This window comes from Aliiruegeria haliotis, assembly GCF_003003255.1.
Classification (GTDB): Bacteria; Pseudomonadota; Alphaproteobacteria; order Rhodobacterales; family Rhodobacteraceae; genus Tropicimonas; species Tropicimonas haliotis.
In genome coordinates this window covers 196,794-213,861 of record NZ_PVTD01000005.1, presented here as the reverse complement: position 1 = coordinate 213,861, position 17,068 = coordinate 196,794, and the positions used below count along the sequence as shown (strand labels likewise).

The window sequence follows — 17,068 nt, the reverse complement described above, 5'->3', positions numbered from 1 at the left end:
ATCAGTTGACCGCGTCGATACCGATATCAGAGGCTTATTCCGCGAACCCCACGGCAGGCCATTGATATGCCAGGATTTCTCGTATGGTATCAGGGTGAAGTGGTGCCCGGGGGCGGAATCGCATTCCTATATTTAGGTGTTCTTCGGTGTCGTGGAGAAACCTAGATTCGAAATATTTCCGTGCCTTAATTGTCTTAAACTGTATTGAACTGTCCGGTCGTATCCTACATATTGCGGTGGATAGAAAGGGGGATGGACATGGCTGGCAAAGAACTTCTTTCCGCGTCATTTGTTCGAAGCGCACCAGTAGGGAAGCACTGTGATGGCGCTGGGCTGTGGCTGCATAAGCGCAAGGATGGTGGGGCTCAATGGGTGCTGCGAGTTACGATTCACGGCAAGCGTAGAGAGATGGGCCTCGGCAGCTTCAACGACGTGTCCCTGAAGAATGCACGCGGCCTCGCCGATCACTGGAGATCGATAGCAAAAAGGGGAATAGACCCAATAAAGCAACGCGAAAGGGAGGCACGGGAAGCCAAAAGGGCCGACAACACCTTTGAGGCAATCGCGCTTGAGGCATTTGAAGCAAAGAAGCCCGAACTAAAGGGCGACGGTAAGGCCGGACGATGGCTAAGCCCTTTGGAGAACCACGTTTTTCCCAAGTTGGGAAAAATTCCGGTCGCACAACTGGATCAACGCGACGTGAAAGATGCCCTCGCGCCAATCTGGCACAGCAAAGCAGATACCGCTCGAAAAGCGCTTAACAGGATATCAATCGTTCTGCGACACGCCGCTGCACATGACCTCGATGTCGACTTGCAGGTCACGGAAAAGGCTAAGTTGCTCCTAGGAAAGACACGTCATACCCCGAAGAACATTCCGGCTCTGCACTGGACCAAGGTTCCGTCATTCTATCAGAGCTTGACCGAACCGTCGGTTACGAACTTGGCGATGCGCCTACTTATCCTGACTGGTGTTCGCTCGCATCCGCTTAGGTTTATTAACCTGGACCAAATTGATGGTGACGTCTGGACAATCCCCAGTGACTCCATGAAGGGCCTGAAAGGTAAGACAAGTGAGTTCCGGGTTCCTCTGTCGCTGGAGGCTTTAAAAGTCATCGACCTTTCAAAGCCGTTTCAAAAGAAGGGGTTCTTGTTCCCATCGACAAGAAAGGGCGTCATTAGTGACGGCACGCTTGCTGGGTTGATGAAAAGACAAGGCCATGACGAGCGGCCACACGGATTCAGATCCAGCCTAAGAACGTGGTTAGCGGAGGCTACCGATGCGCCGAACGAAGTATGTGAGACGATCTTACAACATGTTTCGGGATCGTCCGTCGAGCGCGCATATCGTAGGACCGACTTCCTGGAACAGCGCCGACAGCTTATGGAACGCTGGTCAGAGCACCTGCTCGGAAAAAGTGGCCAAGTAGTTCGCTTGCTAGAGGCGAATTGAGTGACATTGAAACGCTGATGGAGCCAATTGCAGAAGACCAAAGGCTTAGACTACAAAAAAAGCTTGAAGATGTAAGCTTTGGCATTGGTGCTGAACCCCACGTGATCGACATCGCAATTCGCGGGTTGTTGCTACTGGAATTAGAGGCTGACGGTTTTCTAGAGCACGCAAATATAGACTTGGATCTCTTTGGTCGATTGTTCGACGACGATGTCAATTATCGAAAAATCCTCGGTGTGGGTCACGGCATGTCCAATGGAGCTCTCAAAATACTGTTCTACGGATTGCTGTATCAAACTTTGGAAGCCTACCAAAGAGCACCGTATAATTTTCCTACTGTTCGTGGGCGTCCACGACGTGTTGACGCAACGTCTGGAATTGATAGCCACAGAGCATTCGCGTTGTGGGTCTACATTCACGAGAAAGAGAAGCTTCTCCGAGGGGATGGCTATTCCCCCAGCGTTGGGGTTAACGTTTCCAATCGAGATATTCTTGCGGAGGTAGATGGTTTTGACTTCGGAGTGCTTGGGGAAAACCCCTTCAAAGACAAGCCCCATCAACCAAACCTCGAGACCAGTGTTTCACGGGGCAAGACCGCCTTGGGCATCGATCACTTGTGGCGATCAAGTACATGCGAAGCTATTTGGCGAATTTAAATCTAACGACGACGTAGACAACTTCAGACAATGTTGGGCAACCTACAGCAAACAATGGTAGCCCCATGAAGTACCTAAATTTTTCTGACCTTCGTAAAAAACTCGGAGGCCGATCCCGCTCCGCAATCTACACCGATGTGGAGTTCGGTCGCCTTCCAAAGCCACTGAAGCTAGGCGGCAGGCTATACTGGCGCGAAAGTGACATTGATTCAGCCATGACTGACATCTTCACCTAAATCTATCCTTCAATTGAGTTCGGTGCTCGACGCCTTGCCTGCTTACGGCAGGTGACGGACGACCCATGCCCAAAAAACGGTATCATCCAAATGAAAAAGACTATCTGTATAACCGCTGACGCAGACGCGCAAAGTTCAGAGCAAAAGATGCCCGAAGTCGCATCATCAGGTGTTGCGCCGAAGGGCGAAACCGGCCTTCTACGGACACCCCCCTATTATAAGGTACGCGCGGATCTATTTCCGTATCGCCCCCATGATGGTCCAGATGATATTTCAATAATGACTAAAGGAGTCAGAAAGAGACCTAAGAGGGTTACAAACAGCCTAAAGATTGGTGAGATGTCAGAGTTTGTTTCGTATGCCCATGTAGCTTATCAGCAGGGAACTCCTTTGAATGTGTTGATAACGGCGAGGCTCTCCACAATTCTTAGAAATCCCGACCATCGGCTGTTTTCTTCCAATGGATATGACCTCATGAAGATTTACAATGATGGCTGGCGGCGATGGTGCTGGAGGCCCAAGAGAAGGTTCAAGGCGAAGTCAATCATTGTCAGGGAAATGTCTCCGAAAGAGGGTGAGCACATTCATCACCTGACGCATGTGCCAGCGGATCATATCCCGGCGGCAATCGACTATATTGAAAGGTTTACTGGTGAGAGGAGGTTGTCAAGAAAGCGAACTCCGGACGTGAGAACACGCGGCGAAGTTGCTTGTGGCGAAAAGAATTCGTGGCACTTCGCAACAGAGTTTCCAGATGGTAAGCCTGAGTTTCAGGGTTATTGGGCCGCCGCTTACATCGGAAAAGCTGAAGCTTCTGAGAGACTATTCCGTGGTCGTCTTGTCCCGAATAGTTCCAAGCTTGAGAGGGGCATCGAGTTCGGTGGTCGAATTAAGAACTCCCGCTACGATCAGACTCAAGGTTACATCATTGGAAGTGCTGCTAGACGAGGACGATACCTAATCTCTAGGGCCCTCATCGCATCTCGCAATGACGCGCAGACCGGCCTTCGCTAGGGCAAACACCTTTGGTTTATTGCAGCTTGGGATGCTCCTGTGGGTATCCTAGGCAGCCTCGTCACAACCGTACATAGTCTAGGTCTCCGGTTCCCTGTGACCTGGGCTGCCACCCTCACCGCTTTCGGTAACACCTAAACAAGTTAACAGGAAACAAGCTATGCCGCACTTGGCCCCCGAACTCATGGAAGCAATCCGCACTGATATGAACAACACCACCATGCTGCTCGATGCCGTCACAATATCGACCGAGCCAGCAGACCGCATTTTTAAGGTTAGCTTAACGATGCGGAACCAGAGCACGCTTGTCCGCCATATCGGACTGCTGGAATCCGCGCGTCACTACGTCGAAGCCGAGGCCGACAGGCTCGAAATCGACGATCTGGTTGAAGACTTGCGCCACGCTATCGAACAGATCACGCAAAAAGCTTTCGGTCTTGCGACCGCTAAACTCGCAGCGTCAACACTTAAGCAAATAAACAAGGAATCCACAGCATGAGCGAGAGTAAGCTAAATCAGATCATTAATCAGATCGACGATGCGACCGGCGATGCGACAGCCTTAGAAGAATGCGCTGGAAGCCTGCGCGCTCTGCGCAGTCGCACAACTGATTCAAAGCTGCTCGGGCTCATTCGAGACGAACTAGACCGCGTGGCGGGACTCATCGCAGACACAAAACGAGGCTGGGGTATATGACCTACGTTGTCAGCTTCCTGTCTCAAAAAAAGGCGGAGTCGGCAAAAGCTCACTCGCTCGCACCCTAGCCGTGGAGCTGTCGAAGATCGGCTAGCGCCCACGGTTGGCCGATCTGGACACACAGCAAGCCACAAGCGCCGAATGGGCCGAGCTTCGGGCAGCGGCAGAGCTGGTCCAGGCTGTAGAGGCCGTGGAAGCTAAGTCAGTCAAAGAGGCGCTAAACCTCGGTCGTGGTTATGACGTGTTAATCATCGACGGACGCCCCCACGCTAACAGCGAGAGCATCGAAGCCGCCGAGCGGTCTAATCTAGCGATCATCCCAACGAGCAATTCGTTTGACGATCTCAAGCCTTCCGTAAACCTCGCTCATGCGCTCGTGGACGCCCGAATCCCGCTCGCTCGCATCGCATTTGCACTTAGCCAGGTATCCACCGAAGCCGAAGCTAAGAACGCGAGAGAATGGCTTGAGACAACGGACTATGCGACCTTGCCCAGCCATCTACTCTACCGCCCCAGCTGGCGGCGCTGTGGCGAAGAAGGCACCGCATTGACCGAAACCCGCTTTCAGTCAGTGAACGACAGTGCCCGCCCCCTATTCGATCACATCACTCAACAAATAAACAATTAAACAAGGAAATCGTTATGGACAGAGAATCTGTAGACACAGAAAACGACCGCTGCGAACGCGAGACACGTTGGAGTATCGAGCGTGAAATTCCAGCGTGGACACAACCAGGCTGGAACGAGGAAACCGCGCCGCGATCAGAAGTGCTCGACTTCATAAACGGCGAGCGGATCCCCTGGAAGACCTGCGAGAGCTGCGGCGCGTTTAACGATTTCCTATAAAAAAAACCCTCGGCTGACATTGAGGTGAACAGACCGAGGGGCATTTCCGAGTTCCGCGATTTGCTCCCCAGCTCACGCGGACATGTTGTAAGTGTGCGGCAGCTCGCAAATAGCAACCCCGTCGTTCTCTTGGTCTCCGCAAGCTTCGGCCAGGAGAAGCCTTATCGCCTCATTTCCGAGCGAAAAAACCTTCGGGGGAGGCCCACAGGGCCTGGGGCAGACAGCCCCTACAAACCTGCGTCTTTCAGGATCGAGTCGATATCCATCGACAACCCCGGCGCACCATCGTCGCCGGGATCTCCGCCTTCGTCGTGCTGGAACTGGCTGCGAGAACGACGTAGCTCGCCGACAGGCACCCGCGATAGCTTCCAGACCATTTGATACCAGCGCGAAGACTCTTCTTTGTAACCGAGGCCAGTGACGATCTCAGCAGCTTCTTCGACAGAAAGCGGAAACGATCCAGCCCGCAGACGTTCATTCCTGATCGCCCAAACCTTTCGCAATCGCTCTGAATCTTCGTGGAGCAACATCGTCATTTTCATCGTGTATCGCTGTCCATCTGTCAGCATCTCACATCCCCAGTTCAGCGGCGTAGCGAGCAGCTTGCTTCTTCGCGATGTGCATCGCTCGATGTGCCGCGAGCAAACCAGCAGCCGCGCGGGCTGTCCGCCTATTCGCTCTCAAGCGGCGGCGGCGTTTGAGCTTCTTCGCTCGCAGCAGGTGCATTTGTGTCAACATTGACCCCAAGATGAATAGACCCCGGATCATTGCTCGGAATCCAAATGTTTCGCGGCAGCACCGAAAATTGAAATCAAAACCTTGTTTTGCTTTTCGATGCTTTCCAAGTGCCGAATAGTTCGCTCTTGAAGTTCATATTGCTCGCGAAAATATGTCTCCATGGCCCTCTTTATTTCTAGAGTGTTATCCATTTCTGTCCTCGGTAAATTCCGCCCTATTTTAAAGTCCCGCTCGATAATCTTTCATAGGATGCGGCAAATCTTTCAGCTCGCCATATCCGTCAATCGCTTTCACCAGCTCGTCGCCTGCGGCCTTCATTTTTTCTTCCGCTTCTTCCTTTTCCAGCTCCGCATCCTTGAACGCTCTGTATGAGCGATGCACATCAGTCATGCGCGCCAGCGCCGCCCCATCTTCGAGCTGTTGCAGCCCCGACTCCGCGAACAAGAGGCGCGACATAAGCTACCGAAATCACTCAGGTTTCGTCATGCTTGGACTCCAGATCAAAGACTTCGCGCAACGCCCTGCGTCGTGTGTCGTTCATCAGCTCTGGCGCGAGGTGACACAGATATTCGCTCCAAAATTTTCGGGCAAAATCTGGTCGATCACGCAGTAAGGCAGCGAAACAAGCTCCGATTGTGAACAGTGCAGTGTCACGCCTCTTTCTTTCGGCGTCTCCAGCACGCCTTTTCACTTCCGCGAGCTTCAGTTTTGCCTTCAGAAACCGTTCCTCTGCCTTTTCTAACTCCGTCTTTCTATTTTGCACGTATGAAAATCTCCCCAACTGACTTCAAAAACATAAACCGAAATTGAAAGTCTTGATTTCTCAAATGCGCACACAATTTAAAATTGCAAGGGAAGTTCAAAAGAAAGGGGATGCTCGCTTATACGTTGGCCAAGGCCAACGTGCTTCGTCTTGCGGAGCTAAGAGCGAAAACACATGGCTTATTTTCGGGTCAGCTTCGGAGTGGTTCAGAGATCGCAGGGCGGCAGCGCTCTGCGCCGCTCAGCCTATCAGCGATGCTCTAAGGACCCCGAATTTGACTTCTCGCACAAGGCCGACGAGCTGCAACATTCTGAAGTCATGTTGCCCGCCGATGCGCCCGAGCGGATGCACGATCCGGTGGCCATGTGGACCGAAGCCGAAGGCGTCGAGCGTCGCAAAGATGCGCAGACAGCTCGCACGTTCGACTTTTCGATTCCGCACGAAGTTCCCGGCGAACTTCGCAACGAGTTTGCTCGCGAAATGCTGCAACCCCTCGTTGATCGCGGCTTTGGCGTCGAGTTCGCGAGGCACGAGGACGGCGGCATTTTTGGCAACGGCGAAAATGACCACGTTTCGGCGCTGATCTCGCTTCGTCATGTCGGAGCTGCTGGCTTCGACAAGAAGAAAGATCGCGAATTCAACTCGATCATGACGGAGGGCAAAGGTCGCGAAATGCGAGACCAGTTTGCCGACCGCATGAACCAGTTTTTCGACCGGCACGGCATCAACGCCGAGGTGTCGGCAAAGCCGATCCCCGAGGAACTGAGAATTCCCACCGCCCCGAAATCCACAATCCACGCACTAAAGCGATGGAGAAAACGCCAACAGGAGGCACTACAACATGACAGACCAGCACCAGCCGCCCCGAAGCACGTCGCAGAATTCCTTGAGCGGCGAGCCGAAGCCGTCGCGGCAATCAACGAATACCGGGAAGCCGAGCGGCAACGAGATCGCGATCAAGATCGAAGCGACGAAGCGAGACACGACGGAGATTCTAGCTTACGTCAGGCCGACCGAGGCCGGGGCCGATCCGCTCCTACCCCTGTTGCGGGAGCTGATCGAAATCACGATGCGGACGGAATCGAAACTAGACCAGCTCATGAACCCGCCGAGCTGATCGACGCCCGATCCGAAGCCGACTTCGGAGACGCAGCAATCGAATTGCTCAATGAGCCAACCGAGCTGCAACGCATCAACAGCGCCGAGCGATACGACGCAATCACCGCAGAGTTGCGAGAGCACAACCGGCCCCGTCGGGGTGCATCTCAGCTCGACAAGGCCCGTAGAGTCGTGGCCAGCGACGAGCTGACCGACGAGCTGGCGGCACTCAAACAACACAACCACAGCAAACGCAGAGAGGCAGAGCGACATGAGCAAAGACGAGACAATCAGAGAACTATTGAAAACGATCATCGAGCAGCAAACACAGCTACAGAAAACGAACAACGAGCTAGTGAAACGCATGAACGCAGTTCTAGCGATCTACAAAGCAGCGGGTCAGTAATCCGGCAGGCCGACGAGCTGGCCGAAGCCGCCGACGAGCTGGCCGACGAAATCGCTGGCTTCAATGGCGGCTGTGCCGACATGTGCGGGCCTGCTGATGTTGAGCCTAGCCCCGATATTCGAGATCCGAACTTACTCGCAAAGCTTAGCCGTATTCTTCGAAAGCAGTTCGCTCGTTTCGTCGATTTCGACTCAAACACTGTGTCCTTGCCAACGCCTAGGCATTGATCTGGCTGTGGCTTCCTTCAAGAACGCATGCAAGTCGAGCTTGGCTCACTGACGATGCCATTGAGCGTATTCAGCAACTGTCGATGCCCCATGTTCAGTGATGTAGTGTTCAGGCTTCGCTCTGTGAGGCAACTGGAGTAGCAAGTCTTCATGCAAGGACACGACAAGTTCAGAATCAGCTCGCACCTAAAGGACATCATCGGTCGAGATTTGGTGACCAACGAGTTTGTCGCCATCTTTGAGCTTGTCAAAAACTCGTTCGACGCTGGAGCCACATCAGTCGGCATTGAGTTTGATACAGAGGCCGAAACCATTACAATTGTAGATGATGGCCACGGCATGTCTCAATCTGATATTAGAGAGAAATGGCTTTTTGTCGCTTATTCTGAAAAAGCTCTGGCTCAAGCTGATAACTATCGAGACAAAATCCGACCTGGAGGGCAGTTTGCAGGTAGCAAAGGAATCGGAAGGTTCGCTTGCGATACACTTGGAGTAGGTCTTGAACTCTTCAGCAGGAGTGAGAGCTCGGATGAAATAGCAAAGCTCTCTATAGACTGGACTTTGTTCGAAGAAAGCAGTTCGGAAGAGTTTCAAGAAATTGACGTTTTGGTGTCACAAGCAAATAGCTTCCCTGAAACAAGCAACGCTACACTCCCGGAGGGTAGTGGTACGGTATTGGTGATTAAGGGAACCCGACATAGATGGAATGAGGAGCGTGTTCGACGTCTCCGCCGAGATCTAGCTAAACTAATTGATCCATTCGGCACAACTGATACTGTCGAAGTTTCAACGTGGCTTTATGATGGATCAGATAAATGGATAGATGGTGTTGATGGCCCTGTTGGAAATGAGATCTCGGACCTCCTTGAACAAAAAACCAGCCGGATCGAAGTAAAGATTGAACATGGAGAGATTTCCAGCACCCTATATGACCGGGGGAGGAAGATCTATGCCATTCGCGAACCCTCTCCCTACGAAGAGTTGATTGATTGCGAAGTTACTGGTCAAATATACTTTCTCAACCGGTCGGCAAAATCCACTTTTACTAGGCGTATGGGTGTTCGACCTGTAGAGTTTGGAAGCATCTTTCTGTTTTTGAATGGATTTCGGATATCTCCAATCGGAGATGAAACGGACGATACTTTCGGTCTAAATCGAAGAAAGCAGCAGGGCCAATCTCGATACTTTGGAACCCGAGACGTATTGGGGCGAGTGGATGTTCTCGCACGTCCGAAATTGTTTCGCGAGGTTTCAAGTCGTGACGCCGGTCTTGTCGAAGATGCAAGAAGCCGAGCACTTTACGAGGCAATACGCACAAATATGGTGTTCCGCCTTGAAAGATATGTTGTTGGCGTAAACTGGCAAGACAAGCAGGATCAGGACCGGGACACAGCAGACGGACTTGAAACCGACAGTGCTCGCTCCAGAGTTCTAACCGTTGTAGGAAATCTAGCGCGATCCACAGATGTTGTGATCGACTATTTTGACAAAGACATTGTCAAAGTATCTGAGGACCCAGATCACATTACGGATAAGGCCCTTCGTGCCATGTCCGACTTGGCTGAGCGTCGAGGAGACCCAGCGCTTCTTGATCAAGTCGAAAGCGCGCGTAGGCGAATCGAACAACTCAAACAGTCACGCGAAGAAGCTCGCGAGCAAGCGCGTAGAGCTCTGGAAGAACGACAAAGAGCCGATGCGAGGATTGCGCTCTTAGAACAGCAGGCGGCTTTCCTAGGAAGTAGCAAGGACATTGATATTGAAAGGGTTCAACTACTGATGCATCAAGCAACGATTCACCTTGGTCATCTGTCGTCAGCAGTATCAAATGCGGTTCATGAAGTGAACTCGCTGCTTTCTTCGGCCCAAGAGGCGGATGAACTTGAAGATTTGGAAGAGGCTGAGGACCTTTTCGCCACGATTCGGCAAGCAGCCAGAAGAGTTTCGGTTTCACTCGCCGGTGCGCACCTATCAGGTGACAGGTTACGAAGCGTGCTATCCTTTGCACCCAACATCCGTGTCGATCTTGAAACGGACCGAGTTGACGGCGACATTGTTCAGTTTATCGGGGAGTATTTTGAGGTTCGCGTTGCAGGCGTTCCCGATCTACCCAACGTGAAGTTGGAAGCTGGAAACGTCTCTTTGCACAGAGAGTTTTCGCCCGTCGATGTCGCTGTTCTGATCGACAACCTTCTAGACAATGCTCGCAAGGCCAAGGCGAGCCAGATTGAGTTCAAAGTGTCGAAGAAGTCGGCAAAGTCCATCGCTATTCTTGTTTCCGACGACGGACTTGGCATCGACACACGACGAGTGGATCCGGCGAAGATCTTTGAGCGCGGATACACAGGATCAACGAAAGGAACAGGGCTAGGGCTGTACAGCGCAAGGCAGATCATCGAGACGATGGGGGGGACAATGGTGTTGGTCGGTGATGGAAGCCGAGCAATTTTTGAAATCTCAATACCAGGAGATGTTGCGTGAATCTCGATATAGGCATTCTTTGGATTGAAGACTCGTTTAGTACGGAAGAACGAATCGCTTTAGAACGACGGATACGCGAGGCTGGGTTTCTGCCGAGAATCGTAAATATTGAGAACGATGACGGAATAGAAGAACTTGCTCGGCAACACAGTCTGTACCATCGCTTTGACATAATACTACTGGACTACAAACTGAAGGACGTGAGAGGAGATGACCTTGCACCGGTAGTGCGCAATCTGTTTCCGTCGACAACTATCCTCTTCTATTCCGGGACAATTGGCGAATCGTCGCTTCGTTCGAAAATTGCGGCCAATGAGGTAGAGGGCGTCTATTGCAGTCATCGCGACAGGTTCATTTCGCGAACGGGCGCGTTAATTGAACAAACGGCTCGGTCACTCGATAGGTTGTCTGGGATGAGAGGCCTTGCGATTAAGGTTGTGGCGGAATGCGACGACATAATGAAGACTTCAGTGTTGTTTATAACGAAGCAAGACCGGGAGTGTGCAGACAAAGTCAAGAAATTGGACGATGAAGTTTTCAAATCAGCCGAGAAACTGTTGGAGAAGTACAAAACGGCCTCAGAAGGATCGCTGGAAGATCGGTTGAATACCAGAGCGGTCGATAGCTTAAAGCTCTTCAAATTTTTCCGACTGCTCTCAAGAGCCGTAACTGCCCGACCTGAGGCATTTGGAATTGATGCGGAAAGGGTGGAGCGTCTAAGAGAGCTTCGAAATGAAAGTAAGGGTTACAATGAAAAGATATTGGCAAAAAGAAATACACTCGGGCATGTCATTGAAATCGAAGGTCCAGAGGGGTGGGCGTTACAGGGTAGCGACGATATCTCCGTCATGGATTTCCCCATTTTGCGGCAGACCTTTGCAGAGCATATTGACGCCTTCCGAGAAATGAGAGACATCATTGTCGCGGATAATGGGCAGCAATCCTAGCATTACTTCACCAATAGCTTCCGCGAGAAGCGGCGGGACTGCGTTTCCAACCTGAGTAAACCTTGGAGATGCGTTTCGCCTTTGCTTCCCGCCAGAAGTATACGGACCTTGAAACGAGAACCAGTCCGGAAAGGACTGGAGCCGGGCATGTTCTCGAACGGTCATCGAACGAGGCGCACCGTAGTGCACGAAGTCATCTGGTAGCGTGGATATCGTGGGCGCTGGTGCGTTGGGGTCTAAAGGGGTGGTCGAACGTTTGCCGATACCTAGTCGTTCTCTGTCATCACGTCGCAGACAAACACCCCGCTCGCATGTGGACAAAATATCCTTCATCCTTTGAATAGCAGGTTGTCTGTGCCTCGGAAGCCGTAGGTCCGTCGGCTGGTCATGGCTTTCAACTCTCATCAGTTTCTGAAAGCTTGAGCTACTCGAAGCTTTGCGTTGGAGCCTCTTGAAGCCGAGGTGCCCCCACTCTTCATCCAAAGGCATTTCGTCTCCGTTGGTCTCAAGGTCGGAGATCGCGTCCTGTGCAGACGTCGGACCTGGCCCAAGGTTCCTGACCTGAAGGAATTTCTGGCGTGCGACACGGAGCCTTAGGAATGGGTCAATTCCTGTCAATGCTCCTGCTTTGGCCGCGATCAATACGAACCTTGGTCGACGTTGGGGAACTCCCCAGTCCATTGCCCTGAGAACATCACTCCAGACGTCGTACCCAGCTTCCACGAGTTGACCACGGACATAGTCCTCGTAGGTGCCTCCAGTGCCGTGTGGCATTGAGCGGAACCCCTGAACGTTTTCTAGCAAGACTAGACAAGGCCGGACCTCCCGAACGAAGTTCAGATAAACATCCACCATTCGGCTGCGCGGATCATCAGGTCGTCTGAGGCCGTTGGTCGTAAATCCCTGACATGGAGGGCCGCCAGCGATCAGATCAACCGAACCGCGCAATGCCTTCAGCTCGGTTTTGTGCTCTGAAAACAGTTCTTCAGCGCGCCAGGCTCTGCGTTCTAGCCAACTCGGCCAATCGTGCCTTTCAGGATGCCTGTGAAGTAGGTTTTTCTCATAGGTTGCGAAGGCGTCATCATGCGCTTCAACGGCGAATCGTGTTTTGAACCCAGCACTTCCTAGGCCTAGCGAGAGACCGCCACATCCTGAGAAAAGATCAATACAGTTGGCCGTCATTTTCTTCCCGAAGAAGCCCGTTCACTCACGAGCAGATAACCAACAACCTGAGATCTCTAGCAACCCCAAAGGAGTAGTTCCGTTAGTCAAGAGCATATGTTTCCACTCAACTGCGGCTGAGCAACATCATGTTGAAACCTTGGTCGGCACCCGAAGGCGTGCTTGGATTTGGACCAGTTCTCCGGCTGGGCGTCGTTTTTTTGTCCGTCTTTGTGGCTGCATGCAGTTCGAAGACACCGCAGTTGACTCCAATGTCCATCCTTTGCAGCCGATGGAGGGGACTAGAAGGTGGATTGACGAGGGCCTTATTGTTTCAACATATTGTTTTTAAATTTAAATATTTGAAATAGTGGTGCCCGGGGGCGGAATCGAACCACCGACACGAGGATTTTCAATCTCCGATCACGAGTTTCCCAGCCAATCTCGCCCCGTCTGAGGGCGTCTAAAAACATCTATTGATTTCAGTGTATTGTGGTGGATATTTCGTCTCTGAACGTCTATCATCGTCCCTGCCAGAACCATCCAAGCGCGTGCAAAAAGCGCCCCCAGCGCGCCCCCAGAATGAGTGGGGGCGCTTTTCGACCCGGGACAAGAGACCATGAAGACCGAACTGACCGCAGTTGCCTTGCGCAAGCTGCCACGCCCCGAAAGCGGGCGGCTCGAGCTGACCGACACAAAGTGCCGGGGGCTCAATTTCCGATACACCGCCAAGGGCGAGCGCACCTGGTCGATACGGCTCAAAGTGCACGGCCGGGATCGGCGGTTTGTCCTGGGCCACTATCCAGCCATGTCGCTCAGCGATGCCCGGGACACTGCCGGCCGATTGCGTGCCGAAGTGACGGCCGGCCGGGATCCCGTTGCCGAACGCCGCGAAGCCCGACAGGCGGCACTTGTGGATCAGGCGACTTCGGTTTCCGAAGTGCTGCACCGCTACGCCGATCTTCACCTTGCAAAGCTCAAGGATGAAAGCCGACGCCACAACGCGCTGAAGCGGGCGCTCAAGATCCACATGGCGCGCCCCATGGCAGAGCTGACCAAAACGGATCTGCAAGCCATGGTAGACGACAAGGCGCGCAAGACGCCGGTTGCTGCCAACCGGCTGCTGGCCGGGTTGTCGCATTTTGCGGGCTGGGCGCACCGGCGCGGCTACCTTGAGGTGAACATCGGCGAGCGGCTGGAGAAACCGCACCGCGAAACCGGCCGCGACCGGGTGCTGACGCTCGAGGAACTGGCCGCCATCTGGGATGCGTCGGAAAAGCTGGGGCCGCTCTGGGGCGGATACATCCGGCTTCTGATGCTGACGGCCCAGCGCCGCGGTGACGTGGCCGGGATGCGTTGGGAAGAACTCGAGGGCGACCGCTGGGTGATCCCGGGTAGCCGGACGAAAAACGGCAAGCCGCATATCGTCCACCTGTCCGCACCGGCCGTCGCGGAGCTCGAGGGGATCCGCGAAGATGCCGAGCGGGCCAAGGGGCTGATATTTACAACCACCGGCAAGACGCCGATCTCCGGTTTCGGGCGCTTCAAGGAACGACTGGACGAACTGTCCGGCGTGACCGGCTGGACGCTTCACGATCTGCGCACCGCCTTTGCCTCGCATTGTGCAGAGGCCGGGGTTTCGGAAAGCGTCGTGGACCGCGTGCTGAACCATGTCGCCACCGGCTCGAGAGTGTCGGCCGTGGCCCGCGTCTATCAACGCTCTGAGCTGTTGCCGCAGCGCGCCCAGGCTCTGGAGCGCTGGGCCGGGATCCTGTTGCGGGCGGCCGGCGAGCCGCTGGCCGGACAGGTTGTGAGGTTGGGGGCATGACGGAAACGGGGAAAGGGCACAAGCTGGGCTCGCTGCCCGTCGCAGAGATTTTGAATGTTCACAGCGAACTGCGAGAGTTGCTGAAAGACCGTGAGGCCACCGGGACGGGCCACTGCATTTTGGTGGATGCAGAGTTGGCCGAACGCCTTTTGCGGGCGCTTAAGGAATGCGCGGCACTGCAAGTCCTGCGAGACGAGGTGGGGCCGATAGCATGGGGAGCCCTGAAAAGCTTGGGCGCGACGCAGGAACGCCTTTCGCGTCTATTGGACAAGCACGTTGAGTTGCTCGACTTCGCAGAAGACCAATCCGCCGCGCTGAAAGGCGCTCTCCCGGTTTTGGAGGGTGCGCGTCGCTCCAAGTCCAATCTCGAGCTTGGCGGGGAAATGCGAAGCGCAAAGACCCGTGATTGGGAAACCCGGGCCGCTGACAAAAGGGACGAAGCCATAGCCACGGGGCGCGACTGGCATGGAATGCTGAGCTTCGTTGTCGATGATCTCCAGACTTGGGCGGCCATGGATCCAAAGAACCGACGCGCTCCCAGCGAGACGACATTGCGCAAGCGCTCCGGCTTTCGCCTCAAGGACTACCCCGACTGACGAACTGACCGGACCGATCCGGCGGCCAGACTAGACCGGTCCGCCGGCGCTGGCATTGAACGGAAATCCATCCCGTGAAATCTAAATTGGTATCGAAACCGAACCGAGATCAGAAACGGGGGCAGGAATGGACCTGGAAAGCTATCCCGAACGGCTGTTGCCGATTTCCGAAGTCGAAACGATGACCGGCAAGAAACGCCCGACCATCTACCGCGACATAGCGCTGGGCCGCTTCCCGGCGCCGGTGAAATCCGGCGGCTCGAGCCGCTGGCTTCTGTCCGAGCTTGTGGCCTACATCGGCCAGTTGAAGGCGGCGCGCGACGTCGCCCGCGCACCAGCAGAGTGATCCCCAGGTACGGCAACTGACCGCCTGAAAGGGAAACGCCGCGCGGACCCGGGACAGGATACGCACGGCGCTGCCATCCACCGAAAACCGATGGAACCATCAATGCGAAGCTATCTGCTTTCGCAGTCGGGGGCAATTTGCCATGTCCGATCTGCAACCGAGCCTTTTTCCCGACCTGCCGGCGCCGGATCCTGCCGAGCTGGACCGGCTCCGCAACGCCCAGGCGCAACAGACCTATCGGGGCAATCCGGGCAACGCGGCAAAGATTGCGGCTCGGTTGCAGGTTGCCCGGGCGGTGCAGCGCGGCGAGCTCGAGCGCGCGGAGCGGTGCAGCGATTGCGGCTCGAGCTGCCGAACCGAAGGGCACCACGCCGACTATGCGCGCCCGCTGTCGGTGGTTTGGCTCTGCCGTGCCTGCCACATGGCACGGCACCGCAAGCCGGTAGCTCTGCTTGGGCAGTTGTTGCTGCCACTGAACCGGGGGCAGATCATGCCGCGCGATGAAACCACCGCGGCCGACGACGGCCGGGATACGCGCGCCTGGCAAGGCTGGGTCCTGACCGCCGATTTTTGGGATCTCTGCGAGCGTGCCGGATGGATCATGGCCGCTACGCTTGAGGCCGCTGGAGCGAATGACCGGCATTTCCGGGGTTCTGCCCGCGAGTTGGTCAAGTTGGCCATTCTGGAGGCGCTGGGCGCGCGACGTGCCGACATCGAGGCCGCCGACCTCGACCGGCATATCCGGCCGGGCGCGTTCCTGTCGGCTTCCGAGCTTTCCGGCGCCCTTGGGATCTCCGCGGCGGTGGCCGATGCAATCGTACTGGCACTTCTGGATCTGGAGGTGTTGGAGATTGGCCCGCCGACCCGGTTCGCACCTTGGGTCTGGTGGCGCACTGTCGCCGCGATGCGCGGGGAGTTGGTGCCGTGGTGACAAATGGGAAGCCGGGCACGGGTGGGTTTCAGAAGATCGGCAGTGTTCCAGTGCCGGAAGCCGTGTCGTGGAGGGATGCGCAGGCCAAGGCTGCGCTGGATCAGATTGCCCGCGACCTGGACGCCGGAAAGATCATGCGCGGATCAGCCCTGGCAGAGCTTCGGCCCGTGCAGTTCCGCGATTGGCAAACGTCCCTGGACGAATGGCTGGAAAGGCAACTGGAGGCTGGCCGGGGCTTTGCCCGCTGGACCACCTATGCCGTGTTGCAGCATGTGATCCGCCGGGTGAACGATGACGGCGAGGCATGGCCGGGCAGAGAACGCCTTTGCGCCGCGGCCGGATGCGTTGCCAACTCAGCGAGGCGCGCGCTTCGCGAACTCGAGACTTGCGGCGTTCTGGAACCGAACGCCGGCAAGAAAGGTTCGCACGGGCCGCGTGTCCTTCGGTTCTCCTGGCCGCTGCCCGATCTGCCGCCAAAGCAACCGGACGGTTCCCTTGGCTCTGCCCCCGCCGGTCAACCCGCCCCAAGGCAACCGTCCGGTTCCCTTGGCACCAAAACCCAAGGCAACCGGACGGTTCGGCCAAAGGAACCGGACGGTTCGGCCAAGGGAACCGGACGGAGCCCCTAACTATAGAACGATTGAACTAA

At 54.9% G+C, this 17,068-nt stretch carries 18 protein-coding genes and 1 pseudogene; 15 read left to right on the top strand and 4 right to left on the bottom strand.

Going from position 1 to position 17,068, the window contains the following annotated elements:
- Window positions 1–258: 258 nt before the first annotated feature.
- The 7 genes from CLV78_RS14130 (at window position 259) to CLV78_RS14105 (ending at window position 4,682) form a co-directional block, all read left to right on the top strand.
- Complete coding sequence (locus CLV78_RS14130) at window positions 259–1,452, top strand: tyrosine-type recombinase/integrase (protein ID WP_106205545.1); 1,194 nt, start codon at window positions 259–261, stop codon at window positions 1,450–1,452.
- Window positions 1,449–2,108 carry a hypothetical protein gene (locus CLV78_RS23655; RefSeq protein ID WP_146136692.1) on the top strand — a complete coding sequence of 220 codons (660 nt, stop codon included), beginning with the start codon at window positions 1,449–1,451 and terminating at the stop codon, window positions 2,106–2,108. Before CLV78_RS14130 ends, CLV78_RS23655 begins: the two co-directional genes overlap by 4 nt.
- 65 nt (window positions 2,109–2,173) lie before the next feature.
- Window positions 2,174–2,344 (top strand): helix-turn-helix transcriptional regulator, encoded by a 171-nt coding sequence (locus CLV78_RS14120; protein WP_106205475.1) that lies wholly within the window; start codon window positions 2,174–2,176, stop codon window positions 2,342–2,344.
- Between the two features lie 147 nt (window positions 2,345–2,491).
- On the top strand, window positions 2,492–3,358 hold the full coding sequence (locus CLV78_RS23650) for a hypothetical protein (RefSeq protein WP_146136691.1): 867 nt from the start codon (window positions 2,492–2,494) through the stop codon (window positions 3,356–3,358).
- A 160-nt stretch (window positions 3,359–3,518) separates the two neighbouring features.
- Window positions 3,519–3,857 (top strand): hypothetical protein, encoded by a 339-nt coding sequence (locus CLV78_RS14115; protein WP_106205474.1) that lies wholly within the window; start codon window positions 3,519–3,521, stop codon window positions 3,855–3,857.
- Window positions 3,854–4,054, top strand: a complete 201-nt coding sequence (locus CLV78_RS14110; RefSeq protein WP_106205473.1) for a hypothetical protein — start codon at window positions 3,854–3,856, stop codon at window positions 4,052–4,054. The genes CLV78_RS14115 and CLV78_RS14110 overlap by 4 nt, the downstream gene beginning before the upstream one ends.
- 103 nt (window positions 4,055–4,157) lie before the next feature.
- Complete coding sequence (locus CLV78_RS14105; protein ID WP_106205472.1) at window positions 4,158–4,682, top strand: P-loop NTPase family protein; 525 nt, start codon at window positions 4,158–4,160, stop codon at window positions 4,680–4,682.
- Between the two features lie 445 nt (window positions 4,683–5,127).
- Here CLV78_RS14105 and CLV78_RS14095 read toward each other — a convergent pair whose 3' ends face one another.
- From CLV78_RS14095 to CLV78_RS23645, 3 genes are all read right to left on the bottom strand, one after another.
- Complete coding sequence (locus CLV78_RS14095; protein WP_106205470.1) at window positions 5,128–5,469, bottom strand: hypothetical protein; 342 nt, start codon at window positions 5,467–5,469, stop codon at window positions 5,128–5,130.
- A 388-nt stretch (window positions 5,470–5,857) separates the two neighbouring features.
- A complete protein-coding gene (locus tag CLV78_RS14085) occupies window positions 5,858–6,094 on the bottom strand; it encodes a hypothetical protein (RefSeq protein WP_106205468.1) in 237 nt (78 codons plus the stop codon).
- A gap of 16 nt (window positions 6,095–6,110) precedes the next feature.
- Window positions 6,111–6,401: a hypothetical protein gene (locus tag CLV78_RS23645; protein WP_146136690.1), complete on the bottom strand. Its 291-nt coding sequence runs from the start codon at window positions 6,399–6,401 to the stop codon at window positions 6,111–6,113.
- 174 nt (window positions 6,402–6,575) lie between these two features.
- Between CLV78_RS23645 and CLV78_RS14080 the strand changes: the two genes are divergently transcribed.
- From CLV78_RS14080 to CLV78_RS24500, 3 genes are all read left to right on the top strand, one after another.
- The gene (locus CLV78_RS14080) at window positions 6,576–8,132 is read left to right on the top strand and encodes a MobA/MobL family protein (protein WP_106205467.1); all 1,557 of its coding nucleotides are present in this window, start codon (window positions 6,576–6,578) and stop codon (window positions 8,130–8,132) included.
- Between the two features lie 150 nt (window positions 8,133–8,282).
- Window positions 8,283–10,610, top strand: a complete 2,328-nt coding sequence (locus tag CLV78_RS14075; protein ID WP_106205466.1) for a sensor histidine kinase — start codon at window positions 8,283–8,285, stop codon at window positions 10,608–10,610.
- Window positions 10,607–11,557, top strand: coding sequence for a response regulator (locus CLV78_RS24500; protein ID WP_245925060.1), 951 nt, complete (start codon window positions 10,607–10,609; stop codon window positions 11,555–11,557). Before CLV78_RS14075 ends, CLV78_RS24500 begins: the two co-directional genes overlap by 4 nt.
- Before the next feature lie 12 nt (window positions 11,558–11,569).
- Here the strand turns inward: CLV78_RS24500 and CLV78_RS24915 are convergent.
- Window positions 11,570–12,739, bottom strand: a pseudogene (locus tag CLV78_RS24915) (DNA cytosine methyltransferase); the annotation flags it as partial.
- A 598-nt stretch (window positions 12,740–13,337) separates the two neighbouring features.
- On the opposite strand from CLV78_RS24915, the gene CLV78_RS14060 reads away from it, so the two are divergent.
- From CLV78_RS14060 to CLV78_RS14040, 5 genes are all read left to right on the top strand, one after another.
- Window positions 13,338–14,546: a tyrosine-type recombinase/integrase gene (locus CLV78_RS14060; protein ID WP_106205464.1), complete on the top strand. Its 1,209-nt coding sequence runs from the start codon at window positions 13,338–13,340 to the stop codon at window positions 14,544–14,546.
- Window positions 14,543–15,142 carry a hypothetical protein gene (locus tag CLV78_RS14055; protein ID WP_106205463.1) on the top strand — a complete coding sequence of 200 codons (600 nt, stop codon included), beginning with the start codon at window positions 14,543–14,545 and terminating at the stop codon, window positions 15,140–15,142. The genes CLV78_RS14060 and CLV78_RS14055 overlap by 4 nt, the downstream gene beginning before the upstream one ends.
- Before the next feature lie 127 nt (window positions 15,143–15,269).
- Entirely contained in the window at window positions 15,270–15,488 is a 219-nt protein-coding gene (locus tag CLV78_RS14050) for a helix-turn-helix transcriptional regulator (protein WP_106205462.1), read from the top strand.
- A gap of 142 nt (window positions 15,489–15,630) precedes the next feature.
- The gene (locus tag CLV78_RS14045; protein ID WP_106205461.1) at window positions 15,631–16,419 is read left to right on the top strand and encodes an HNH endonuclease signature motif containing protein; all 789 of its coding nucleotides are present in this window, start codon (window positions 15,631–15,633) and stop codon (window positions 16,417–16,419) included.
- Window positions 16,416–17,048 carry a helix-turn-helix domain-containing protein gene (locus CLV78_RS14040; RefSeq protein WP_211300989.1) on the top strand — a complete coding sequence of 211 codons (633 nt, stop codon included), beginning with the start codon at window positions 16,416–16,418 and terminating at the stop codon, window positions 17,046–17,048. Before CLV78_RS14045 ends, CLV78_RS14040 begins: the two co-directional genes overlap by 4 nt.
- Window positions 17,049–17,068 lie beyond the last annotated feature (20 nt).

Coding starts and splice junctions, on each gene's coding strand:
- CLV78_RS14045 (WP_106205461.1), top strand. CDS start 15,631: ATGTCCGATCTGCAACCGAGCCTTTTTCCCGACCTGCCGGCGCCGGAT.
- CLV78_RS14130 (WP_106205545.1), top strand. CDS start 259: ATGGCTGGCAAAGAACTTCTTTCCGCGTCATTTGTTCGAAGCGCACCA.
- CLV78_RS14055 (WP_106205463.1), top strand. CDS start 14,543: ATGACGGAAACGGGGAAAGGGCACAAGCTGGGCTCGCTGCCCGTCGCA.
- CLV78_RS14115 (WP_106205474.1), top strand. CDS start 3,519: ATGCCGCACTTGGCCCCCGAACTCATGGAAGCAATCCGCACTGATATG.
- CLV78_RS14120 (WP_106205475.1), top strand. CDS start 2,174: ATGAAGTACCTAAATTTTTCTGACCTTCGTAAAAAACTCGGAGGCCGA.
- CLV78_RS14095 (WP_106205470.1), bottom strand. CDS start 5,469: ATGCTGACAGATGGACAGCGATACACGATGAAAATGACGATGTTGCTC.
- CLV78_RS14060 (WP_106205464.1), top strand. CDS start 13,338: ATGAAGACCGAACTGACCGCAGTTGCCTTGCGCAAGCTGCCACGCCCC.
- CLV78_RS14110 (WP_106205473.1), top strand. CDS start 3,854: ATGAGCGAGAGTAAGCTAAATCAGATCATTAATCAGATCGACGATGCG.
- CLV78_RS23650 (WP_146136691.1), top strand. CDS start 2,492: ATGCCCGAAGTCGCATCATCAGGTGTTGCGCCGAAGGGCGAAACCGGC.
- CLV78_RS14085 (WP_106205468.1), bottom strand. CDS start 6,094: ATGTCGCGCCTCTTGTTCGCGGAGTCGGGGCTGCAACAGCTCGAAGAT.
- CLV78_RS14075 (WP_106205466.1), top strand. CDS start 8,283: ATGCAAGGACACGACAAGTTCAGAATCAGCTCGCACCTAAAGGACATC.
- CLV78_RS14080 (WP_106205467.1), top strand. CDS start 6,576: ATGGCTTATTTTCGGGTCAGCTTCGGAGTGGTTCAGAGATCGCAGGGC.
- CLV78_RS14050 (WP_106205462.1), top strand. CDS start 15,270: ATGGACCTGGAAAGCTATCCCGAACGGCTGTTGCCGATTTCCGAAGTC.